Source organism: Roseivivax sp. THAF30 (assembly GCF_009363575.1).
Taxonomy (GTDB): Bacteria; Pseudomonadota; Alphaproteobacteria; order Rhodobacterales; family Rhodobacteraceae; genus Roseivivax; species Roseivivax halotolerans.
Map to the genome: position 1 here is coordinate 1,663,291 of NZ_CP045389.1, position 21,844 is coordinate 1,685,134.

Consider the following 21,844-nt stretch of genomic DNA (forward strand, 5'->3'; position numbering starts at 1 on the left):
GGCTCTCCAGCGGTGCTTTCCCGGATCGGTTCAGACCTACAGGCCGACCGGTAGCTCCGCATAACACGCTCCGGCGAGAAAGGCGAAGCTGATGCGCGCATCCGCTCCGGAAAATCAGGAAGAACGGCTTGCGGAGCTAAGGGAATTCTCGGTTCTCGAAACCGGTCCGGAAGACAGTTTCGAGGATATAGCCCAGCTCATCCGCGATATTTGCGACGTCCCGACCGCGCTTGTCTCTCTGGTTGAAGAAGACCGTCAGTGGTTCAAGGCACGGATCGGGTTCGAATACCCTGAAACCCCGATCGATCGGGCCATCTGCGCGCACACGATCCTGTCGACCGAGATCCTCGAGATCCCCGACACGCAAGCCGATCCGCGCACGGCTGACAACCCTCTGTGTCGTGATGGCGAGACACCGGTTCGGTTTTACGCGGGCGCGCCGCTGGTGTCCGACCGGGGACATGCACTCGGCACGCTATGCGTTCTTGATACACGGCCACGCACGCTCGAGCCGCATCAGCGTCGAGCGCTGAAAGCGCTGGCATCGCAGGTGATGCGCCTTCTGGAACTGCGCCGCACGCTGCAGGCCGAAGAGATGCTCCGCAGCGAAATGGACCACCGGGTGAAGAACTCGCTTCAGACGGTGTCGAGCTTCATCCGCATCTATTCCTCGCGCGCCCAGCACGAAGAGACGAAAGACGCCCTCGACGCCATCGCGCGGCGCGTCAACGCCATCGCGCAGCTGCATGCGGAGCTCTACCAGACGAACCAGTTCAATGACATCCAGCTCGATCAGTACCTGACGCGCGTCACCGAGCTCTTGTCGGCGCAGGTTTCCGAGAATGTCCGGATCGAGACAGATTTCGCACCGGTCTCGACCGAGAGCCGCACGGCTGCCCAGATCGCGATGATCGTCAGCGAATTCGCGGCCAACGCCTCCAAGCATGCCTTCCCGGATGATCGCCGCGGGATCGTATCTTTGCGCGTCACGCGCCTCGACGGCGGAGGGCTGGAGCTGGTCTGCGAGGATAACGGCATTGGTAACGCGGCGACGCCCATCCGGTCCGAGCAAAGCGAGATCGCCTCGATCGGCATGCGTTTGATGGAGAGCGCGGCCGAGCAGATCGGCGGGCGCGTGGAGATGGGCGCAGGGGCCGACGGTTACCGTCTATCGCTCGTCATTGAGCCTCAAGGCGCGGAAGAGCCGCATCAAGCGGCCGCACTTTCAGCCGAGTGATCCGGTTGTTCTCGCGAGAGACGACCTCGAAGCGGAATCCGTGAAAGCTGAATGCCTGGCCGACGGTCGGGATCATCTGCGCCTCGTGAATCACGAGGCCGGCCACCGTGTTCGCCTCGTCATCGGGGAGCTGGTAGTCGGTCGCACGGTTGAAGTCGCGGATCGTCATTAGGCCATCGATCCAGTAATAGCCGTCCTCGGCCACGGTGATGACGTGATCGGCATCGGGGTCGAACTCGTCGGTGATCTCGCCCACGATTTCCTCGAGAATGTCCTCGAGGGTGATGAGCCCCTGCAGTGCGCCGTATTCATCGACAACAAGCGCGAAATGCGTGCGGCGGCGCAGGAACTGGCGCATCTGGTCGTCGAGCGACGTGGTGTCGGGGATGAAGTAGGGCTTCATAGCCACATCCGCGATCTTGAAATCCTGCAGCGCCGCCATCGATGCTTCGGCGCCTTCCATCAACTTGTACATGGCGCGCAGCAGATCCTTGGCATGGATCAGGCCGATGATGTTCTCGGGATCGCCGCGATAGATCGGCAGGCGCGTATGCGGGCTTTCGAGGCATTGTTGCAGGATGACGGACGGATCCGAATCCGCGTCGATCATCTCGATCGAGGAGCGATGAAGCATAATTTCCTCGACGGTGCGTTCGCCAAGGTCGAGCGCGCCCAGAATGCGGTCCCGGTCCTCCTTCTCGACGATCCCCTCGGAGTGGCCGAGATTGAGCGCGCCCGCGATTTCCTCTCGCACGGCAAGAACCTGGCTGTCGGGGTCGGTCTTGACGCCGAAGAGCCCCAGGATGACCCGCACCAGCGCACGCACGGCGCTCACGACCGGCGCGAAAACGAGGATCACGACCTGGATGACGGGCGAGACGCGGCTCGCGGCGGCTTCGGGATTGGTGATCGCGTAGGTCTTGGGCAACACCTCCGCGAAGATCAGCACCAGCAATGTCATGATAAGCGTCGCAAGCGCGACGCCCGACTCGCCGAAGAGCCGCGTGAAAAGTGCAGTCGCGAGCGAGGTTGCGAGGATGTTGACGAGGTTGTTGCCAAGCAGGACAGAGCCGATCAGCCGCTCGTTGTCCTCGGTGATCTTGAGCGCCCGCTCGGCCCCCTTGTTGCCCTTGTCGGTGGCCGCACGCAGCTTTCCGCGTGACGCGGCCGTCAGCGCCGTCTCGGAGCCCGAGAAAAAGCCCGAGCAAACGAGCAAGGCCAGAATGGCAAAGGCGGTGATCCAGAATGCGGCGTCCAAGAAGCTGTCCCCGTTATTTTAATCTGTCACTGGTTATGTGGTGAGGTGGCCAGTCTTTCAAGTCGGCTCGGCCCTGCGACCGGCCGGGTGCAGTCGGATCGCGCTGTCAGTCCCGCGCAAGAGGATGATGATCGAGCACCAGCGCCCTCAACCGTTCTTCGAGGACATGGGTATAGATTTCGGTCGTCGCGACATCCGCGTGCCCGAGAAAGGTCTGGATCGCGCGCAGATCCGCGCCGTTCTCCAGAAGGTGCGTCGCGAAGGCGTGCCGCAGGATATGCGGCGTGACCTTTGCCGGGGACACACCAGCCTCGACCGCGATCTCCTTGATGAGCGCGTAGAAGCTGTGACGTGTGAGATGGCCTGACTTCGCACGCGAGGCGAACAGGTACGCCGAGGGTTTGAGGCGCTTGTCGCGCAGCGCGGCATCCTCCTCCTCGCGCAGGGCCAGCCAATCGGCCAGCGCGGCGCGCGCATCCGGGGAAAGCGGGACCATCCTTTCCTTTCCGCCCTTGCCGCGGATCAGCAACATGCGAGGATCGCCCCGTGCCGCCGAGATCGGCAGGCTCACCAATTCGCTGACGCGCATGCCGGTCGCGTAGAGAAGCTGCATAAGACAGCGGTTCCGGCTCCGGTCGGAGGCGGTGCGTCCGTGCCGGTCCGCGGCATCGAGCAGGCGATCCACCTCCGGAATGCTCAAGGTCTTTGGCAAGCGCTTGTCGCGTCCCGGACCGGCGATGCGGATCGCGGGGTTGTCCTCGCGCAGACCCTCCTCGAAGGCGAAGCGATAGACCTGCTTGATCGCCGACAGCCGACGTGCCCGCGTTGCGGTCGCGAACCCTTGTGCGGCGCAATGCAAGAGGTAGCCTTCGATGTCGGACGGGTCGGCGCTCAGCAAGCTGCGTCCTTTGCCCGAAAGCCACTCCGAAACGTCGCTCAGATCGCGCGCATAGGCTTGAAGGCTATTCTCCGCGGCGCCGCGCTCTGCCGCCTGTGCCTCAAGGAAGGCGCCGATCAGCGCTGCGTCCGTCACCGTCCGGCCCGCATCCGGTCGAGGAGCGCAAGCTGCAGCGCAGCCCGGCGCGCGGTGTCCTCGAGACCGACGGCGCGGAAGCTCGCAAGAGCCTCGGAGAGCTGCGGGCTGTTGCCCTCGGCCCCGGTGCTGAAAAGATCGATGGCGCGCAGGATCGCCTCGCCAAGCTGGTCATTTCCCAGACGCCGCGAGATTGCCGCGGTCGGTTCGGCATCGCCGAAAGCCGCGGCGATCGCGTCCGCATGGGGTAGGGCGCTCGTGGCCTCCGGCGCTTCGCCGCGCGCGATCGCCGCCAGGAAGGCATGATCGCCGGTCGCCTCACCGACCTGGCGCGCAGCTCTCTCGTAATGCTCCGACAGAAAGCCGGCCTCGATGGCAAGATCACGCGCGCGCCCTGATAGCGGCAAGGCCAGCAGTTGATCGGCATAGAGCGCGGCGAAGGGAACGAGCAGCTCGGCCTCCTCCATCTGCGGCCAGACGCGGGTCAGGGCAGAGGCGATGGATGTCGGATTGCGCGAGGTCATCGCGATGTCGAACCGCTGCATAGCCTCCACGCGATCCCAGATGCCGCCCGACGCCGCCGGGCTCCGCAGCGTGTAGATGCCGAGAAGGCGGTTCTCCGGGAGTGCGCCGCTTCGGGCCAGCCGCTCGGCGGCGGCAATCTGTGCGCGCCAGCCAGTATCGCCCGAAAGATCGGTATAGGCGAAGGCGCGCGGCAAAGGCCCGGTCGGAAGCGCCTCGCCGATGGCCTCGAACAGCGCGAATTGCAGCGGTGTCGGGCGCGAGGGCGGAGGCAGCGGCGGCAATCCTTCTGAAATCTCGGGATCGAGAAACCGCTCGAGAAGGTCGCGGTCGCGCGGAGGCAGCGTGCCGAGCGCCGCGGCGGTGCCGAAAGTCAGGCTTGCTTTCGACCAGTCGCCCTCGCGTGCCGCGCAGAAGATGTCGGACGCGATGTCTTCGGTCAGCCAAGGGTCGGCGTTCAAAGCCTCGCACGGGGCTTCGAGCCTGCCTTCGAGGAGCGATGCTTCGAGCCAGGGCGTGAAAAGGTCCGGGTGATCGGGCCCTGCGCGTTCGAGAAGCGCGAGCGCAGGATCGATGGCGCCCATCTCCATCAGGCGGGCTACACGGGCCGCGACGAAAGCGGCCCCGTCACCGTCGCCGCGGGGTGGTTCCGCCTCGGCTAGAAGAAGCGTGGTCAGCAAGGACGCGACCGCCGGAACGGCGGCTTCGCTGTCCTCGATGGCGCGGATCAGCGTGGCGGATTGACTGTTTTGCCAAAGATTTGTCGGAAGTCCCGTCACGGATGGCGGCAAGAGTCCAACTGCCGCGATGGATTGCGTACCGAGCGGTTCCTGCGCGACATCCGGCACATCCACGGCATCGGCAACCGGCGGCTCGTTCGTGGCGGGCGACGGGCTGGAGGGTTGCGAGACGGGATCGTTCAGCCAGTCGATCGCGGACAGCGGATCTTGCGCCAGTGCCGGCGCGGCAAGCCAGAACGCGCAGAAAACCGCCGCGCTATTCCGCATCAAGATCGACCGGCTGGCGAATCTCCGATTGTGGCGGGGCAAAGTCGGCACCGAAGAACTCACCGACATAGGCATAGCCGATAAGCGCGATCGCCCCGAGAATCGCGAGATAAAACAACCATTTGATCAGCCGCCCCATCGTCTCGCTCGCCTTCTGCCCCGTTATTTTTTTCCACTTATAACTGGCATTTCACCCAAGTTCACGTCATTCACGCCGAAATTGTCGTGATTGGGCGGACGATGGCCGAGGCGGCTTCGAAAAACAGATCACTTTTGACAAAGAGCGTGGTTCTTGTCGGCATGATGGGTGCAGGCAAGACCGCGGTTGGCAGGGCGCTGGCGCATATGCTGCGCGTGCCGTTCCGCGATTCCGACGCGGAGATCGTCGCCGCCGCGCAGATGTCCATTGCCGAGATTTTCGAGCGTGATGGCGAGCCTTTCTTCCGCCGCCGCGAGACAGAGGTGCTGACGCGGCTGCTGGACGGGCCGCCCGCGCTGCTGTCTACGGGGGGAGGGGCGTTTCTGCAGAATCGCAACCGCGCCCTGATTTCGGAAAAGGGGGTGTCGGTCTGGCTCGATGCCGATCTCGACCTGCTCTGGAGCCGGGTGAGGCACAAGGATACGCGGCCGCTCCTGAAGACGCCCGATCCCTACCGCACCTTGTCAGAGCTCTTCGAGGCGCGTGTGCCGATCTACCGAAAGGCGGATATCGCCGTACGCACCGATCCCAGCTTTTCCATCGAGGACACCGCCCGCGCGGTGCGCGCGGCGCTGGCAAGCCGCCCGGACGTATTGAGAGAGACAGGATGACAGAAATCGTTTCCGTCGCATTGGGCGCGCGGTCGTATGACGTGCGGATCGGGCCGGGTCTGATCGGCCGGGCCGGAGTTGAGATTGCGCCGATCCTTTCGCGTCCGCGCGTCGCCATCGTCACGGACAGGCATGTCGGCGAGGCGCATCTCGCCGCGCTCCAAGCCGCGCTTCAGGCCGAGGGGATTACCTCCGAAGCGCTGACCCTGCCTGCAGGCGAGGCCACCAAAAGCTGGGCGCATCTGCAAGAGGTGACCGAATGGCTCCTCGCGCAGCGGATCGAACGGCGCGACGTGGTGGTCGCGCTCGGTGGCGGCGTGATCGGCGATCTGGTCGGGTTCGCGGCGTCCATCCTGAGGCGCGGTGTCCGCTTCGTGCAAATCCCGACCTCGCTTCTGGCGCAGGTGGATTCCTCGGTCGGCGGCAAGACCGGGATCAACTCGCCGCATGGCAAGAACCTCGTTGGCGCATTCCATCAGCCATCGCTCGTGCTGGCCGATATCGATGCGCTCTCGACCCTGGCTCCGCGCGACTTTCTGGCGGGATATGGCGAGGTCGTGAAATACGGGCTCCTGGGCGACGCGGCCTTCTTCGACTGGCTGGAGGCGCATGGTCTCGACATGGCTGCGGGCGATGTCGAGGCGCGGGCCTACGCCGTGCGCCGTTCGGTCGAGATGAAGGCCGAGATCGTGGCCCGCGACGAGACAGAGCAGGGCGACCGCGCGCTTCTCAACCTTGGGCATACGTTCTGCCATGCATTGGAAGCTGCGACCGGCTATTCGGATCGTCTTCTGCATGGTGAAGGCGTCGCTATTGGCTGCGGCCTAGCCTTCGAGCTTTCTTCTCGGCTGGGGCTCTGTTCCCAGGAGGAGCCGAGCCGCGTGCGCGCCCACATCTCCGCGATGGGCATGAAGACGGATCTTGCGGATATTCCCGGCGATTTGCCGGACGGGCCGGCGCTGCTGAAGCTCATGGGGCAGGACAAGAAGGTGGTCGACGGCAGATTGCGTTTCATTCTCGCGCGGCGGATCGGCGAGGCTTTCGTGACCTCCGACGTGCCGGGCGAGGCGGTGCTCGCGGTGCTGGAGGACGCACTCAGCGCGGGGCGCGCCTCCTGAGGAGCCCTGCCGCACTCCCTTGCGTGACGTAACCCACGAGGCGGCCCGACGGGCCTGTCACGCCGATTGCGTGCCGCTCTCCGAGGACATCCAAGAGGTGCCCCGCCGGGCGGCTCATCGGCAGGCTCATCACATCGGTCTCCATGACGTCCGCGATACGCCCTCCGCCGTCGGCTTCGAGGATCGTATCGGCCTCCACGAACCCGGCGAGCTTGCCGTCACGGCCCACAACCGGGAAGATCGACTGGTCGGAGCTGCGAACCAGTTCTGCCGCCGCGCTGACGGGCGCATCGGGCGAGAGGTGCGTGAAGTCGCGCAGCATCGCGTCGCCGACGCTGAGATCGGACAGGGCCGCCCGGCTCTTCATCTGGCCGAGCTCGGCATTGCCTGCAAGGAACACGAACAGCGCGACGAGACCCAGAAGGAAGTTTCCGCTCCAGAGCGCGTAAGCCGCGAAGGCCAGCGCGAAGGCTTGCCCGATCCTGACCGCGAAAAGCGTCGCCCGCAGACGCGGCAGGAAGATCGCGAGCACGCCGCGAAGCACCCGTCCGCCATCCATCGGGAAGGCCGGGATCATGTTGAAGAGAACCAGCAGGATATTGACGCTCAGAAGCGCGCTCGCGAACGCACCGGCTGAGGTTTCGAGCGCGAGCGAGGTCGAGGGGCCGAAGCCCGCAAGCCAGAGCGCGGCGGCGATCACCACATTGACGAGCGGGCCCGCCAGCGCGACCGCGATCTCCTGGAACGGGCGGTCGGGCATCCGTTCAAGACGCGCAAGCCCGCCGATGGGCAGAAGCGTGATGTCGGGCGTGCGGATGCCGAAGCGGCGTGCCATCAGCGCATGGCCGAATTCATGGGCAACGACGCATGCGAACAGCGCCATGACGAAAAGAATGTTGGACAATGCCGCGCCCGCTCCGCCGATGCCCCAGGCCGAGGCCCCGACCCACAAAAGGAGCAGGAAGAATGTCGCGTGAATACGCACTTCCGATCCCAGAAGTCGTCCGATGGGAAATGACCAGCTCATGCGTCCTGCCTCGTGCGTCCTGTCTTGTTGCACCTCACATGGGGCTCGCACGGCCAAAGACCAAGGCACGGGCGACGGCTGGTCGCGATGACGAAAAACGCCGCGTCCTGTCGGGCGCGGCGTTGAAGCTGTTCGATGAAGGAATGGATCAGAACGGGATCTCGTCGTCGATATCCCGCGACGGGGCGCGCGAGCCGCCACCACCGCCGGAGCCGCCACCATAGCCGCCGCCCTGGTCGCCGCCGCCATAACCACCGCCCTGATCGCCGCCACCGTAACCGCCGCCGTAATCGTCGGAATAGCCGCCACCGCCGCCGCCATAGCCGCCGTCGCCACCGCCGCCCCGGCTGTCGAGCAGCGTCAGCTCACCGCGATAGGGGCGCAGCACAACCTCAGTGGAATACCGGTCCTGGCCGGACTGGTCCTGCCATTTACGCGTCTCGAGCTGGCCTTCGATGTAAACCTTGGAGCCCTTCTTGAGATATTGCTCCGCGATCCGCGCGAGCGGTTCGGAGAAGATCGCGACCGAATGCCACTCGGTGCGCTCGCGACGCTCGCCGGTGTTGCGATCCTTCCAGTTCTCCGAGGTGGCGATACGCAGGTTGCACACCTTGCCGCCATTCTGGAACGTCCGCGTCTCGGGGTCGCGCCCGAGATTTCCGACGATGATCACCTTGTTCACGGATCCGGCCATGACGATCCCCTCTTTCTCATCCGATTCCGGGCCACGCGGCCCGATCCTTCAGGCGACGTTACACCACCAAAACCGAGAATGGTAAACGCCGTCTTGAGATCAGACGCTCAGGACTCGCAAATTCCTCAGATCCGCGTATAGTCCCGCCGGACAGTGACGACAGGGACCGGGGGACAAATGCGCAAGGTCATCTGCGCTGCAGCCGCTTTTGCGGTGACGGCGAGCCTCGCTCATGCCGACGTTCTATCGACGCAAGGACGCGGCAAACTCTTCACCAACCAGACCAGCGTGCTCGATAAACGCGCCTCCGAGCAATACCGCAGCTCGGTGCGCCTTCAGCCGACGCGGGTGAAGACGCCCACCAAGTGGGACACCGAGGACGCGCCGCGCTACTCGGGCAAATACAAGGGCATCTACCTGCAATCGGCGCGCCTTGCCGCGCAGCGTCACGGCATTCCCGAAGACCTGTTCCTGCGCCTCGTGCAGCAGGAATCGGGCTGGAACCCAAAGGCGTTGTCGCACAAGGGCGCGATCGGCCTCGCGCAGCTCATGCCGGGCACGGCGAGCCGACTGGGCGTGGACCCGCATGATCCCGAGCAGAACCTCGACGGCGGCGCGCGGTATCTGCGCGTCCAGTACAACCGGTTCAAGTCGTGGCGGCTGGCGCTCGCGGCCTACAATGCCGGCCCCGGCGCGGTCGAGAAGTACGGCGGCATTCCGCCCTACAAGGAAACCAAGAACTACGTCGCGATCATTCTCGGGAGCTGATGCTCACTCCTCGTCTCGCGCCCCTTCGGCCCATCCGAGTGCGTAGAGGTGGATCTCGAAGGATGGGTGCATCTCCGCCCCGAGGATACCGGGTCGGAAATGCCGGAACAGCGCGCGCCAATAAGGCTGCACGATCACCGCATCCTCGACCAGCATCCGCTCCAGCTCGGCCATGACCTCGCGCCGCTCCTCGGCGCTCGCGATCGCGCGGGCACGGGTCAGCGCTGCATCGAACTCCGAATTGGCGTACGCGCTTTCGTTCCAGACCGCGCCCGAACGATAGGCGAGCGACAGCGTCTGCACGCCGAGAGGGCGGTGGTTCCACTCGGTGATCGAGAGCGGAAAGTCCTTCCAGGCCGACCAGAAGCGCGATCCGGGAAGGACGGTCTGGCGCGCGGGAATGTCGGCATCGAGAAGCAGCGCGACAACCGCTTCGCCGGTCCGCCGCGCCACGCCGTCATCGAGCGTGACAACGTCATGCGTCACATTGATCTTGCCCGCCTGCACGATCAATGCACGGCCCTCTGCGGGCGCGAACCGCGGCGGGCCGATATCGGCGTAATCGGGCTGGATCGGGGCGACGTGGTGATTGGCGGCGACCTCGCCACGGTCGCCATAGCCGAGCTCGAGGCAGATCGCGTTGTCGATGGCGAGGCTGAGGCCGCGACGGATACGCGGATCGGCATAAAGCTTCTCGCCATTCACATCCGCACTCTGATTGCCGCGCAAAACCACCGTAGAGGCCGTGTCCGTGCGCGAGCTTTCCCAGCCAAGCTCCGTCGCAGCGTCTATGAAACGGCCCACATTCTCGTAGAGCATATCGACCCGGTCGTCCTCGATCGCTGCAACCCAAGAGGCCGGATCGGTGCCGAGATCGATGAACTCGATCCGCTCGAGCGTTGCCGGCCCGAACCCTTCGACCTTGGTCCCCCACCAGTCGAAATCCTCGCGCCTCACGAGGATGGCCCGCTCTCCTGTCGAGATGAGCTCTGGCCGGTAGGGGCCTGTTCCGACGGGATTTTCCAGCATCGTCTCGGGCGTGAAGCCGGGCGGGATGACCGCGGCGGGATAGTCGGCGAGCGCCACGATCAGCGTCACATCGGGGCTGCCCGGTCGCAGTCGAACGCGCATCGGATCGACGATCTCGACCGCGCCGTCGCGAAGGCCGCCCGTCTCGGGATCGCTCAGCGACGACAGGCTCGCCGCCATGACGTTTCCGGGCACCTCCGGCTCGCACCAATAGGCGAACATGCGCGCCACGTCCTGCGCGCTGAATTCCGTGCCGTCCGACCAACGCACGCCGGGACGAACCTTGAGCAGGTATTCGGTCGCGTCCGCGTTGACCTCCCAATTCTCAAGGAGCATGCCCCGGACCGATCCGTCGCGTTGATACTCGACAAGGTATTCGAGCCATCCGCGCGTGACATTGGCGATCTCGGGCCAGTCCATCGTGCGTGGATCCTTGAGCGCGCGCACATCCTGCTGGATGCGAAGCGTGCCGCCGGATGCCCGTCGCGGCGCATCCTGAGCGGCAAGCGGACGCGGCAAGCCAAGCGCGCCGAGCGCGGCTGCCGATGCGCCGAGCGCCGTCGCGCGTGTCAGGAACTCGCGCCGCGAAAGCTGACCTGAGCGATATTCCATCCCGAGCGCCGGGATCGACGGGTGAAGCCGCATCATGCCCGTCCCGTGGTCAGGGCGCGCTTTCGCAGCGACGATGGCGTCTGACCGGTATGGCTCTGGACGAAGCGGGTGAAATACGCGGCCGAATGAAAGCCGAGCGCCTCCGCCACGCCCGAGATCGGCGGCTCCGCTTGCCCCAGCATCACGCGAGCTTCGTAAAGCTTGCGCTCGGTGATGATCTCGGCGGCGGTCTTGCCCGAGGCAGCCCGGCAGACGCGCGTGAGATGCGTGGGCGTCACGCCGAGCGCCCCTGCATAATCCGCCATCACCCGGTCCGATCGGAACTCGCGCACGACGAGATCCGAGAAGCGCCGCGCCAGCCTTTGCGTCGCGGTGTCTTTCGGACGATCCGCGGCACCCTCGGCGATCTGCCGGCGCAGCCAGACGGTCGCAAGCCTCAGATGCGCCTCGAGCGAATCCGTAAGGTAGAGCCGGTCGCGGCCGATCTCGCGGCTCATCGCCTCAATCTCCGCCGTCAACTCCGCCTGGGCGAGGCTGTCGCGGCAGCGCACGTGTTCGGGCTGGCGTTTGGGCAGCTCCATCATGCCGGCAGGTGCCTCGATCACGCTCGCTAGCGATTGCGGCGTAAGCTCCAGGCCAAAGAGTGTTCCAGCGGGCAGGAAAATCGCGTTGTGGCTGCCATAGCCGCGCAGCACGCCGCCGATATTTACCCGGCCTTGGCCCTTGGTGATCCAGATCAGAAGATCGGTGTCGCGGTCATGCAGGTCCGAAATCCGCCACGGCGCGCCGCGCGTGAACTTGCCGATATTCTCGCAGCGGATGCGGCGCGGCACGGCGGCGGTGTCGTGGATCTTGCCTGGTTTTCGCAGGAAGCTCGGGCCGGATGCCATCTCAGACCTCCGCACGCGCAGGATCGATCCAACGCCATGCGCCCATGTTGGAGCGGAACCAGGTCCGCTGGCGCTTTGCGAATTGCCGTGTCTGGATCACGGCGCTGCTGATCGCGTCATCGAGACTCATAACTCCTTCAACATGCGATATGAGCTCGCGCGCGCCAATCGCTTTCGCGGAGGGACGCGCCATCGTGAACCCGGCTGCGTTCTCTTTCGCCTCTTGCAGCGCACCTTCGGTGATCATCTGCCGAAATCGCGTCTCGATCCGCGCATTCAACCAGTCCTTGTCGGGGCCGATGACGATGGTTTCGGCCGCGCCGGGCGCCAGCAGTGGCGGCGGCGTCTCGGCTTGCCAAGCGGCAAGTCCCTTTCCGGTCGCGCGATAGACCTCCCAGGCGCGCTGCACGCGCATGGGGTTCGCGGTGTCGATCCGGCCACGGGTTGCCCCGTCGATCTCGGGCAGGAGCGCATCCGGCCCGCCTTCAGCTAGACGCGCCATCGCCTCTTGGCGAAGCGCGTCCGGCACAGGCGGGATCTGTGCAAGACCTCTGGTCAACGCGTTGAAATAGAGCCCCGTACCGCCGACGATGATGGGGCGCTTGGGGCCATCGAGCCAGGGCGCGATCTCGCGCAGCCATTCGCCGACAGAATAGGGGTGATCGCCCGGCACGTGGCCGTATAGCGCGTGAGGCGCACGGGCCTCTTCCACAGGAGAGGGCCGCGCCGTCAGAACGCGCCAATCAGAGAAGACCTGGATCGCGTCGGCATTCAGGATGACCCCGCCCTGCGCTTCGGCGATGGCGAGCGCGAGCCCCGATTTGCCCGACGCGGTCGGCCCCGCGATCAGCACGGGACGGTCGGGGTGAATGCTGGACAGGTCGATCATCGGCGGCTGGGTCTCATCCTCGTCCCGCGCCATTGTCATCGGGCACGATTTCCGACATCTATGGCCGCAATCCTAGACCGCCACAGTCACGGAGCGCAACATGGCCCAAGGCGACGAGCATACCACCACCTTCAAACGGGTTTTGTTGAAGATTTCGGGCGAGGCGCTGATGGGCGACCAGGGTTACGGCCTGCATCCCCCGACGGTGGAGCGGATCGCCCGCGAAGTGCAGTCGGTCCAGGAAATGGGTGTCGAGATCTGCATGGTCATCGGCGGCGGCAATATCTTCCGCGGTCTGGCCGGATCGGCGCAGGGAATGGAACGGACGACCGCCGATTACATGGGTATGCTCGCCACCGTCATGAACGCGCTCGCGATGCAATCGGCGCTCGAAGGGCTCGGGGTCTACACGCGGGTGATCTCGGCCATCCGGATGGACGAGGTGGCCGAGCCTTACATCCGGCGCCGCGCCGTGCGCCACCTTGAGAAAAAGCGCGTCTGCATCTTCGCTGCCGGCACGGGCAATCCGTATTTCACCACCGATACGGCCGCGACGCTCCGCGCCAACGAGATGGCCTGCGAGGCGATCTTCAAGGGAACGAAGGTCGATGGCGTGTACGACAAGGATCCGATGCAGCATCCCGACGCGGTGCGGTACGACGAGGTCAGCTACGACGATTGCCTGGCCAAGCACCTCAAGGTCATGGATGCCTCCGCGATCGCGCTCGCGCGGGACAACAACCTGCCGATCATCGTCTTCTCGCTCGACGAGCCGGGCGGCTTCCGGGGTATTCTTGCAGGTAAAGGCACCTATACGAAGGTACACGGCTAGGGGCTGACGGATGGGGCGTCTATACAAGACCTGCCGCGTCCCTTAGAACGCCCAGCGACGCATAAAAAATATCACGACGACCGAGACAGGATCATGGCTGACGATTTCGAACTGGATACCGACGATCTGAAGCGGCGCATGGATGGCGCCATGTCCAACCTCAGAACCGAATTCGCCTCGCTGCGGACGGGCCGGGCCTCGGCCTCGATGCTGGAGCCCGTGCAGGTCGAGGCTTACGGGCAGATGACGCCGATCAACCAGGTCGGCACGGTGAACGTGCCCGAGCCGCGCATGGTCACCATCAACGTTTGGGACAAGAGCCTCGTCAACAAGGTGGACAAGGCGATCCGCGAGTCGGGTCTGGGGATCAATCCGCAGATGAACGGCACGATCATCATGCTGCCGATCCCCGAACTCAACGAGGAGCGCCGCCGCGAGCTGACCAAGGTCGCAGGTCAATACGCCGAGAATGCGCGCGTCTCCGTGCGGAACGTCCGCCGCGACGGCATGGACCAGATCAAGAAAGCCAAGAACGACGGCATGTCCGAGGACGATCAGAAGTTCTGGGAGACCGAGGTTCAGGATCTGACCGACGATTACATCAAGCGCGTGGACGAGGCGCTCGAGACCAAGCAGCAGGAAATCATGCAGGTCTGAGACCCCGCACCCGCCCGCGCAGCACGAAGACCGGTCAGGAGGCCGTTTCGATGTCGAAACAGGACAAGCCCGCAGGCGCGCCGCGCCATGTCGCCGTCATCATGGACGGCAATGGCCGGTGGGCGCAAAGCCGGGGGCGGCCGCGCCTTTTCGGGCACCAGGCGGGCGCGCGGCGCGTGCGAGAGATCGTCGAGGCCTGCCCCGATTGCGGTGTCGAATACCTGACGATCTTCGCCTTCTCGACAGAGAACTGGAAGCGCACCCAGGACGAGGTTGCGGGTCTCATGTCCCTGTTCCGGATCTACATCACGCGCGAGGCGCGGGCGCTGCGCGACAACGACGTGCGCGTGCGCTTCATCGGCGATCGGGTGCGTCTCGACCACAAGTTGCAGAAGCTGATGGACCAGCTCGAGGCGATGACGGCCCATTGCGAAGGCACGAACCTGACGATCGCGCTCAATTACGGCGGCCGTGACGAGGTCGCCCGCGCAACCAAGCGCCTTGCCGAGGACGTCGCCGCGGGCCGGCTCGATCCGGCCGATGTCGGCGAGGAGACGCTGCCGCGCTATCTCGACACCTGTCTTCTGCCCGATCCCGATCTCGTCATTCGCACGAGCGGCGAGGCGCGGATCTCGAACTTCCTACTGTGGCAATCCGCCTATTCCGAATACGAATTCGTCGACACGCTCTGGCCCGATTTCACCGCAGCCGAATTCGCCCGGCTGACCGAAACCTTCGGAAGGCGGGAACGCCGCTACGGAGCCGTGCCTGCATGAGTGCCAGGTCACGCTGGAACGACCTCTCCGAACGGATGATTTCGGGCATCGTGCTGGTGGCGGTGGGCATGACCGTCGTCTGGATCGGTGGCTTCACCTTCCATATCGCGATCGCGCTCATTGTCGGTCTGATGATCTGGGAATTGGTCTCGATGCTGGACCACGACCGCGCGAAGACCCCGCTTGTTCTGGGTGTGGCCTCGGGGATCGCGGTCTTGACGGCAGGCGAGGTCTCGCCCGCGGTTGCGATGCCGCTGCTACTGGCGCCCTCGATGCTCGGTATCGGGCAGATGAGCCGGGGCGGCGTGACCTTTGCCAGCTTCACTGCCCTTATCATGCTCGCGGGCTATGGCATGATGGCCCACCGCGACGATTACGGGCTTTTCTGGATGCTCTGGCTCGTGCTGGTCGTCGTGGCAACTGATGTGGCGGGCTACTTTGCGGGCCGCCTGATCGGCGGGCCGAAATTCTGGCCGCGTGTCAGCCCCAAGAAGACCTGGTCGGGCACTGTGGCGGGGTGGATCGCCGCAGGCGCGCTCGGCGCGGCCTTCGCGGCATTGTCGAACGCCAATTACGGGCTGGTGCCATTGTCGATCGCGATCTCGATGGCGAGCCAGCTCGGCGATATCGCCGAGAGCGCGATCAAGCGCCGGGCAGGGGTCAAGGACAGCTCGAACCTCATTCCCGGCCATGGCGGTCTGTTCGACCGGTTCGACGGTATGCTGGGCGCGGCGCTCTTCATCTTGATCGCGGGGCAGATCGTCGGCTTCCCGCCGGGCTTGCCGCCGAGCATGTGACCGGATGACCGACAGACGGCGCATCTCCATCTTCGGGGCGACAGGCTCCATCGGACAGAACACGCTCGACCTTGTCGCGCGCGAGCCGGATCGATTCGAGGTTGTCGCTCTGACCGGCGGCCGTAACGCGGCGCAGCTGGCGGCGGATGCGCGGCGCTTCGGCGCGAGCCTTGCCGTCACCGCTTTCGAGGATGCCTTGCCCGACCTGCGCGCGGCGCTTGATGGCTCCGGCATCGAGGCGGCGGCGGGCGAGGCTGCCCTTGTCGAGGCCGCGCGCCGGCCGGCGGATCTGGTCATGTCCGCCATCGTCGGGGCGGCGGGTCTCGCACCGGGGCTCGCGGCGCTTGAGACGGGCGCATCACTCGCGCTTGCCAACAAGGAGAGCATGGTCTGCGCGGGCCCCCTGGTCATGGCGACGGCAGAGGCGCATGGCGGCCGTGTCATTCCCGTCGACAGCGAGCATTCAGCCGTGTTCCAGGCGCTCCTCGGCGAAGACATCGCTTGCGTCGAGCGTGTCATCATCACCGCATCGGGCGGTGCGTTCCGCGACTGGCCGCTGGAGAAGCTGGCCGAGGCGACGCCCGCAGAGGCCGCGACGCACCCCAATTGGGACATGGGCCAGCGTATCACCATCGACAGCGCGTCGATGTTCAACAAGGCGCTGGAACTGATCGAGACGAAGGAATTCTTCGGCTTCGCACCGAGCCAGATCGAGGCCGTGGTCCACCCCGAATCCATGATCCACGCGCTTGTCGGCTTCTGCGATGGCGGCCTCATGGCGCATGTCGGTCCGCCGGATATGCGCCATGCCATCGGTTTCGCGCTGAACTATCCCGCGCGCCGTCCCGTGCCGGTGGAGCGGATCGACCTTGCCAAGCTCGCGACGCTTACTTTCCGGCCCGCCGACGAAACGCGATGGCCCGCTCTCCGCATCGCGCGCGAGGTGATGGAAACGGGCGGTCTTTCGGGCGCGGTCTTCAATGCCGCCAAGGAGCGCGCGCTCGATGCGTTTATCGATGGCCGGATCGGATTCCTCGACATGCCGCGCATTGTGGAGCGCGTTCTCGACAGGGTTTCGGCCAAGGGCGGTCTCAATATCGACGTGATCACGCTTGATAAGGTGCTCGAAGCAGACCATCTCGCACGAAGGCTTGCGGACGAAGAAATAGGCTGAAGAAGGGCAGGGGTTTTGGATCTGGTGACGCTCATTCCGCAGTTCGGAGGTCTCCTCTGGACGCTTCTGGCCTTTATTGTCGCCCTGTCGGTGATCGTCGCCATCCACGAATACGGCCATTACATCGTCGGACGCTGGTCGGGTATCGACGCCGACGTCTTCAGCCTCGGCTTCGGCCCGGTGATCTATTCGCGAGACGACAAGCGCGGCACGCGCTGGCAGATCGCGCTCTTCCCGCTCGGCGGATACGTCAAATTCCGCGGCGATGCGAACCCCTCGGGCGGCAAGGACGAAGCGGCGATGAGCGCGCTGCCGGAGAATGAGCGCCGCCGCACGATGAACGGCGCGCCGCTTTGGGCGCGGGCCGCGACGGTTGCCGCCGGGCCGATCTTCAACTTCATCCTGTCCATTCTCGTCTTCACGGGCGTCTTCATGGCGCGCGGCGTGGTGTCCGAGCCGATCACAGTGGGCGATCTGCGCCCGCTGCCCTCGGTGCAGGAGCTGGAGCCCGGCGACGAGATCGTCGAAATCGCCGGTGTCAGCCCGCCGAGTTTCGAGGCGGCGGCAGATTTCGAAAGCTTCCTCGACGGCCTACCGACCGAGCCCGTGCTCGACTACACAGTGCGCCGCGGCGAGGACGAGATCGTCGTTGAAGGCCCTTACGTCTATCCGCCTATCGCGACTTCGGTGGTGCCGCGCTCTGCCGCGGACGATGCGGGCTTCCGGAAGGGCGACGTGATCCTCACCATCGATGGCGCGGATGTCTTCGCCTTCGACCAGCTGCGCGAAAAGGTGGAAGGGTCCGAAGGCGCGCCGCTCGATCTTGAGATCTGGCGCGATGGCGAGGTGATCGAAACGACGCTGACGCCGCGGCGGACCGACGAGCCGCAACCTGACAATTCGTTCCGCACGGTCTACCGGATCGGTATCGTGGGCGGTCTCTTTTTCGAGCCAGCCACGGAAACCCCCGGACCCTGGGATGCCGTCTCCTCGGGTGTGGCGCAGACCGGCATGATCATTGAAGGGTCGATCTCCGGTCTCTGGCACATGATCACCGGCGCAATCTCCACCTGCAATCTCTCGGGCCCCATCGGCATCGCCGAGACGAGCGGCTCGATGGCAAGCCAGGGGACGACCAATTTCATCTGGTTCATCGCCGTCCTGTCGACCGCGGTTGGGCTTCTGAATCTGTTTCCGGTTCCCGTTCTCGACGGGGGACATCTATGCTTTTACGCCTATGAGGCTGTCTCGGGGCGTCCGCCTTCCGACCGCGCGCTCAAAGTGCTGATGTCGATCGGCCTGACGCTCGTGCTGTCCCTCATGGTTTTCGGCATAACCAACGATCTGTTCTGTCCCTGACCCGACAGGGGCTGCGGCCATTCTGGCGCCGCGCCCTTGCCGCAAAACTGCCGCAATCGGGTGGCAGCTATCATCCGTGAAACGGCAGCTTTACGGATAAGGACATGCAACAGGCCATTCATGACGGCTACCGCAGCCTCGGGTTGATCGTGAACCTGAACTGGGACCGCATCCTCTACGGTCTGACCATCGTTGTGGCCCTGTGCCTCGGCACGTTCGTGGGCTCTTTCTGAGCGCTATTTTCCCCCTTCTGGCTTTTGACAAGGTTCGCCAATCCCGATACTGACTTCTGCGAGGGATGTCTGAAGGATAGGCGGGATGTCGAGCACGACCAACGCGCGGCCGCGTCTGGCGGCGCTGAACGCAATGACCAAACGCGCAAGTTTGGCGATTTTTGCACTCACGGCGACGACGGCTCTGGTGTCTGTTCCACAATCGGTGGTGGCGCAGACCTTTGTCTTCAACAACGTGCAGATCGAAGGCACCCAGCGGATCGAGCCGTCCACGATTCTGAGCTATGCCGGGATCGCGCGTGGTGAACCTGTCTCGGCCGGGCAACTGAACGATGCCTTCCAGAACATCCAGAATTCGGGTCTTTTCGAGAGCGTCGAGATCGTCCCGCAGGGCAACACGCTCCTGATCCGGGTCGTCGAGTATCCGACGATCAACCGCATTGCGATCGAGGGCAACCGGCGCATCGACGACGAGGACCTCGCGCCGCTTCTGCAATCGCAATCGCGCCGGGTCTATTCGCCCTCTACCGCCGAGGCCGACGCGAACGAGATCGCCGAAGCCTATCTTCAGCAGGGCCGGATCGCCGCACGCGTTCAGCCGCGCGTCATTCGCCGGTCCGATAACCGCATCGACCTTGTCTTCGAGGTGTTCGAGGGCGGTGTCGCCGAGGTCGAGCGCATCGGCTTTGTCGGCAACCAGCAATATTCCGATCGTCGCCTGCGCCGGGTTGTCGAGACCAAGCAGGCCGGCCTCCTGCGCGCGATCATTCAGAGCGACACGTTCATCGAGGATCGCATCCAGTTCGACCAGCAGCTTCTCGAGGATTTCTACGCCTCGCGCGGCTATGTCGACTTCCGTATCACCGGCGTGAACGCGGAACTCGCGCGGGAACGTGACGGCTATTTCGTGACCTTCAACGTCGAGGAAGGCCAGCAATTCCGCTTCGGACAGGTCAGCGTGACCTCCGATCTGCCGGAAGTGGACATTCCCGCCTTCCAAAGCGCGACCACTGTCCGCACGGGCAACATCTACGCACCGCAGCTCGTCGACCGCGACATCGAACGCCTCGAGCGTCGGGCGGTCGAAGAAGGGCTCGATTTCGTCCGCGTCGAACCGCGCGTGACCCGCAACGATCGCGACCTGACGCTCGACGTCGAGTTCGTGCTGACGCGCGGGCCGCGCATCTTCGTCGAGCGGATCGACATCGAAGGCAACACCACCACGCTCGACCGTGTCGTGCGACGCCAGTTCGAAACCGTCGAAGGCGATCCCTTCAACCCGCGCGAGATCCGCAACGCCGCTGAACGCATCCGGGCGCTCGGCTATTTCGCCGACGCCCAGGTGGAAGCCCGCGAAGGCTCCTCGCCGCAGCAGGTGATCGTCGATGTCGATGTCGAAGAGCAGCCCACCGGTTCCATCAGTATCGGCGGCTCCTTCTCAAGCTCGACCGGTTTCGGTCTGAACTTGTCCTTCGCGGAGCAGAACTTCCTAGGCCGCGGTCAACAGCTTAGCCTTTCGGCAACTACAACTGCGGACACAGAACGATATTCTTTCGACTTTGTCGAGCCGGCACTCCTGGGCCGGGATCTCGCCTTCGGTTTGGGGCTGTCCTATGCGCGGACGGAACAGGATAACTCTGACTACAACACGGAAGTAGCACGATTTTCGCCCTCTCTAGCATTTCCAATCTCAGAAAATGGTCGTCTGAGACTTAGCTATACACTTGAGAGCACAGACTTGACCGTGCCCGATGCATCGGATGTCGGCGGGATTGTACGTGCCGAGGCGGCGCAGGGTCAGATTATCAAAAGCTCGCTCGGCTATCGCTTCAGCTACGACACGCGCCGGACCGGGCTCGACCCGAACGCGGGCGTGCTTCTGGAGTTCGGACAGGAATTCGGGGGCGTCGGCGGCGATGTGTCCTTCGTCGAGACCCGCGCGCGCGCCGTGGCGCAGCGCTTGGCCTTCAGCGAGGAAGTGACGCTCCGCGCGACCCTCGAAGCTGGCGCGCTCAATTATCTCGACGGCGATTCAAGCCGCGTCACCGACCGCTTCTTCCTTGGCTCGAGCCTCATGCGCGGCTTCGAGCCCGGCGGGATCGGCCCGCGCGAAGTTGGCCCCGGCGTTGATGACGCGCTCGGCGGCGATTACTTCGCGGTCGCCCGCTTCGAGGCCGAATTCCCGTTGGGCCTGCCGGACGAATACGGCGTCTCGGGCGGCGTGTTCTACGATGTCGGCACGCTCTGGGGCGTCGAGAACAAGGACAACGCGACGGGATCGGTGCTCTATGACGATGCCTCGATCCGGCAGGTCGCGGGTGTGTCGCTGTTCTGGGACACGCCGCTCGGCCCGCTGCGGTTCAACTTCTCCGAGGCCCTTCAGAAGGAAAAAGAGGATCGTGAACAGAACTTCGAGCTGACGATCTCGACCGACTTCTGATGATACGTCTCTGGGCGATCTGGCTCGGCAGCGCGATCTTCGCGCTGGTATTGGCCTTGCCCGTTCTGGCGCAAGACCAGGGCTCCGGCGAGCGCGCGGTCGTCCGCTCGCCGATCCTGACCATTGAGTCCGAGCGGTTCTTTGGCGAAAGCGCGTTCGGTCAGCGGCTTCTGTCGCAGATCGAGGAGGACGGGCAGGCCCTCGCCGCGGAAAATCGTCGCCTTGAGGCCGAGCTTACCGCAGAGGAACGCCGGCTGACCGAGCTACGCGGAACCGTTGAGCCGGAAGCGTTCCGCGAGATGGCCGACGATTTCGACACCCGCGTGCAGGACCTGCGCCAGCAACAGGACGCGAAGGCCCGCGCGCTCGCCAATCGTGACGAGACCGCCCGGCGGCAATTCTTCAGCGCGGCCCAGCCCGTGCTCGGTGAAATCCTGCGCGATGCTGGTGCGGCGCTGATCCTCGAACGCGGAAACGTCCTGCTGAGCGCGAATTCCATCGACATTACCGACGTCGCGATCGCGCGCGTCGACGCTACGATCGGCGATGGCTCCGACCTGGGTTCGAGCGCACCGGAAGGCACGCCGACAGAGCAGGCGCCGCAGCCGCAGGCGGACGACGGATCACTTTTCGATATGGGCGAGGGCGCGCCGAACGCCACGGAGTGACGCGCTTGCCAGTT

The 21,844-nt window shown here is 64.7% G+C and carries 22 protein-coding genes; 13 read left to right on the plus strand and 9 right to left on the minus strand.

Annotation, left to right across the window (positions count from 1 at the left end; translation table 11 throughout):
- The first annotated feature begins 91 nt into the window (after nucleotides 1-91).
- On the plus strand, nucleotides 92-1,237 hold the full coding sequence (locus FIU91_RS08080; RefSeq protein ID WP_152462105.1) for a sensor histidine kinase: 1,146 nt from the start codon (nucleotides 92-94) through the stop codon (nucleotides 1,235-1,237).
- On the opposite strand, the gene FIU91_RS08085 is transcribed toward FIU91_RS08080, so the two are convergent.
- The 4 genes from FIU91_RS08085 to FIU91_RS19390 form a co-directional block, all read right to left on the minus strand.
- Nucleotides 1,179-2,495, minus strand: a complete 1,317-nt coding sequence (locus tag FIU91_RS08085; protein WP_093012657.1) for an HlyC/CorC family transporter — start codon at nucleotides 2,493-2,495, stop codon at nucleotides 1,179-1,181. The two genes, FIU91_RS08080 and FIU91_RS08085, sit on opposite strands and share 59 nt — an antisense overlap.
- Before the next feature lie 106 nt (nucleotides 2,496-2,601).
- Complete coding sequence (locus tag FIU91_RS08090) at nucleotides 2,602-3,528, minus strand: site-specific tyrosine recombinase XerD (RefSeq protein WP_152462106.1); 927 nt, start codon at nucleotides 3,526-3,528, stop codon at nucleotides 2,602-2,604.
- Nucleotides 3,525-5,057: a hypothetical protein gene (locus FIU91_RS08095; RefSeq protein ID WP_152462107.1), complete on the minus strand. Its 1,533-nt coding sequence runs from the start codon at nucleotides 5,055-5,057 to the stop codon at nucleotides 3,525-3,527. The genes FIU91_RS08090 and FIU91_RS08095 overlap by 4 nt, the downstream gene beginning before the upstream one ends.
- Nucleotides 5,047-5,196, minus strand: a complete 150-nt coding sequence (locus FIU91_RS19390) for a hypothetical protein (protein ID WP_172974970.1) — start codon at nucleotides 5,194-5,196, stop codon at nucleotides 5,047-5,049. Before FIU91_RS19390 ends, FIU91_RS08095 begins: the two co-directional genes overlap by 11 nt.
- Before the next feature lie 101 nt (nucleotides 5,197-5,297).
- On the opposite strand from FIU91_RS19390, the gene FIU91_RS08100 reads away from it, so the two are divergent.
- Together FIU91_RS08100 and aroB are read left to right on the plus strand one after the other, a co-directional pair.
- A complete protein-coding gene (locus tag FIU91_RS08100; protein ID WP_152462108.1) occupies nucleotides 5,298-5,867 on the plus strand; it encodes a shikimate kinase in 570 nt (189 codons plus the stop codon).
- Nucleotides 5,864-6,985, plus strand: a complete 1,122-nt coding sequence (aroB, locus tag FIU91_RS08105; RefSeq protein ID WP_152462109.1) for a 3-dehydroquinate synthase — start codon at nucleotides 5,864-5,866, stop codon at nucleotides 6,983-6,985. Before FIU91_RS08100 ends, aroB begins: the two co-directional genes overlap by 4 nt.
- Here aroB and FIU91_RS08110 read toward each other — a convergent pair.
- Complete coding sequence (locus FIU91_RS08110; RefSeq protein WP_152462110.1) at nucleotides 6,963-8,012, minus strand: M50 family metallopeptidase; 1,050 nt, start codon at nucleotides 8,010-8,012, stop codon at nucleotides 6,963-6,965. The two genes, aroB and FIU91_RS08110, sit on opposite strands and share 23 nt — an antisense overlap.
- A gap of 148 nt (nucleotides 8,013-8,160) precedes the next feature.
- A complete protein-coding gene (ssb, locus tag FIU91_RS08115; protein ID WP_093012675.1) occupies nucleotides 8,161-8,706 on the minus strand; it encodes a single-stranded DNA-binding protein in 546 nt (181 codons plus the stop codon).
- Nucleotides 8,707-8,883: 177 nt separating this feature from the next.
- Here ssb and FIU91_RS08120 point away from each other — a divergent pair, with 177 nt between their 5' ends.
- Entirely contained in the window at nucleotides 8,884-9,474 is a 591-nt protein-coding gene (locus FIU91_RS08120; RefSeq protein WP_152462111.1) for a lytic transglycosylase domain-containing protein, read from the plus strand.
- 3 nt (nucleotides 9,475-9,477) lie between these two features.
- On the opposite strand, the gene FIU91_RS08125 is transcribed toward FIU91_RS08120, so the two are convergent.
- Genes FIU91_RS08125 through miaA form a run of 3 tightly spaced genes read right to left on the minus strand, consistent with a single transcriptional unit; the run spans nucleotide 9,478 to nucleotide 12,927 of the window.
- A complete protein-coding gene (locus FIU91_RS08125; protein WP_152462112.1) occupies nucleotides 9,478-11,151 on the minus strand; it encodes an ABC transporter substrate-binding protein in 1,674 nt (557 codons plus the stop codon).
- Nucleotides 11,148-12,005: an AraC family transcriptional regulator gene (locus tag FIU91_RS08130; RefSeq protein ID WP_093012684.1), complete on the minus strand. Its 858-nt coding sequence runs from the start codon at nucleotides 12,003-12,005 to the stop codon at nucleotides 11,148-11,150. Before FIU91_RS08130 ends, FIU91_RS08125 begins: the two co-directional genes overlap by 4 nt.
- 1 nt (nucleotide 12,006) lies before the next feature.
- Nucleotides 12,007-12,927 carry a tRNA (adenosine(37)-N6)-dimethylallyltransferase MiaA gene (miaA, locus tag FIU91_RS08135; RefSeq protein WP_254702105.1) on the minus strand — a complete coding sequence of 307 codons (921 nt, stop codon included), beginning with the start codon at nucleotides 12,925-12,927 and terminating at the stop codon, nucleotides 12,007-12,009.
- A 67-nt stretch (nucleotides 12,928-12,994) separates the two neighbouring features.
- Between miaA and pyrH the strand changes: the two genes are divergently transcribed.
- The 9 genes from pyrH to FIU91_RS08175 all read left to right on the plus strand — a co-directional run bounded on the left by pyrH (nucleotide 12,995) and on the right by FIU91_RS08175 (nucleotide 21,830).
- Complete coding sequence (gene pyrH / locus FIU91_RS08140) at nucleotides 12,995-13,726, plus strand: UMP kinase (protein WP_093012686.1); 732 nt, start codon at nucleotides 12,995-12,997, stop codon at nucleotides 13,724-13,726.
- Nucleotides 13,727-13,819: 93 nt separating this feature from the next.
- On the plus strand, nucleotides 13,820-14,383 hold the full coding sequence (gene frr, locus FIU91_RS08145; RefSeq protein WP_093012688.1) for a ribosome recycling factor: 564 nt from the start codon (nucleotides 13,820-13,822) through the stop codon (nucleotides 14,381-14,383).
- Nucleotides 14,384-14,433: 50 nt separating this feature from the next.
- The gene (gene uppS, locus FIU91_RS08150) at nucleotides 14,434-15,159 is read left to right on the plus strand and encodes a polyprenyl diphosphate synthase (protein ID WP_093012691.1); all 726 of its coding nucleotides are present in this window, start codon (nucleotides 14,434-14,436) and stop codon (nucleotides 15,157-15,159) included.
- The gene (locus FIU91_RS08155; RefSeq protein ID WP_152462113.1) at nucleotides 15,156-15,956 is read left to right on the plus strand and encodes a phosphatidate cytidylyltransferase; all 801 of its coding nucleotides are present in this window, start codon (nucleotides 15,156-15,158) and stop codon (nucleotides 15,954-15,956) included. The genes uppS and FIU91_RS08155 overlap by 4 nt, the downstream gene beginning before the upstream one ends.
- A 4-nt stretch (nucleotides 15,957-15,960) precedes the next feature.
- The gene (gene dxr, locus FIU91_RS08160; RefSeq protein WP_152462114.1) at nucleotides 15,961-17,130 is read left to right on the plus strand and encodes a 1-deoxy-D-xylulose-5-phosphate reductoisomerase; all 1,170 of its coding nucleotides are present in this window, start codon (nucleotides 15,961-15,963) and stop codon (nucleotides 17,128-17,130) included.
- Between the two features lie 15 nt (nucleotides 17,131-17,145).
- The gene (gene rseP, locus FIU91_RS08165; RefSeq protein WP_152462115.1) at nucleotides 17,146-18,489 is read left to right on the plus strand and encodes an RIP metalloprotease RseP; all 1,344 of its coding nucleotides are present in this window, start codon (nucleotides 17,146-17,148) and stop codon (nucleotides 18,487-18,489) included.
- A 104-nt stretch (nucleotides 18,490-18,593) separates the two neighbouring features.
- Entirely contained in the window at nucleotides 18,594-18,722 is a 129-nt protein-coding gene (locus FIU91_RS19725; protein WP_256371897.1) for a hypothetical protein, read from the plus strand.
- Nucleotides 18,723-18,807: 85 nt separating this feature from the next.
- On the plus strand, nucleotides 18,808-21,162 hold the full coding sequence (gene bamA, locus FIU91_RS08170; protein ID WP_152462116.1) for an outer membrane protein assembly factor BamA: 2,355 nt from the start codon (nucleotides 18,808-18,810) through the stop codon (nucleotides 21,160-21,162).
- Nucleotides 21,162-21,830: an OmpH family outer membrane protein gene (locus tag FIU91_RS08175; RefSeq protein ID WP_152462117.1), complete on the plus strand. Its 669-nt coding sequence runs from the start codon at nucleotides 21,162-21,164 to the stop codon at nucleotides 21,828-21,830. The genes bamA and FIU91_RS08175 overlap by 1 nt, the downstream gene beginning before the upstream one ends.
- Nucleotides 21,831-21,844 lie beyond the last annotated feature (14 nt).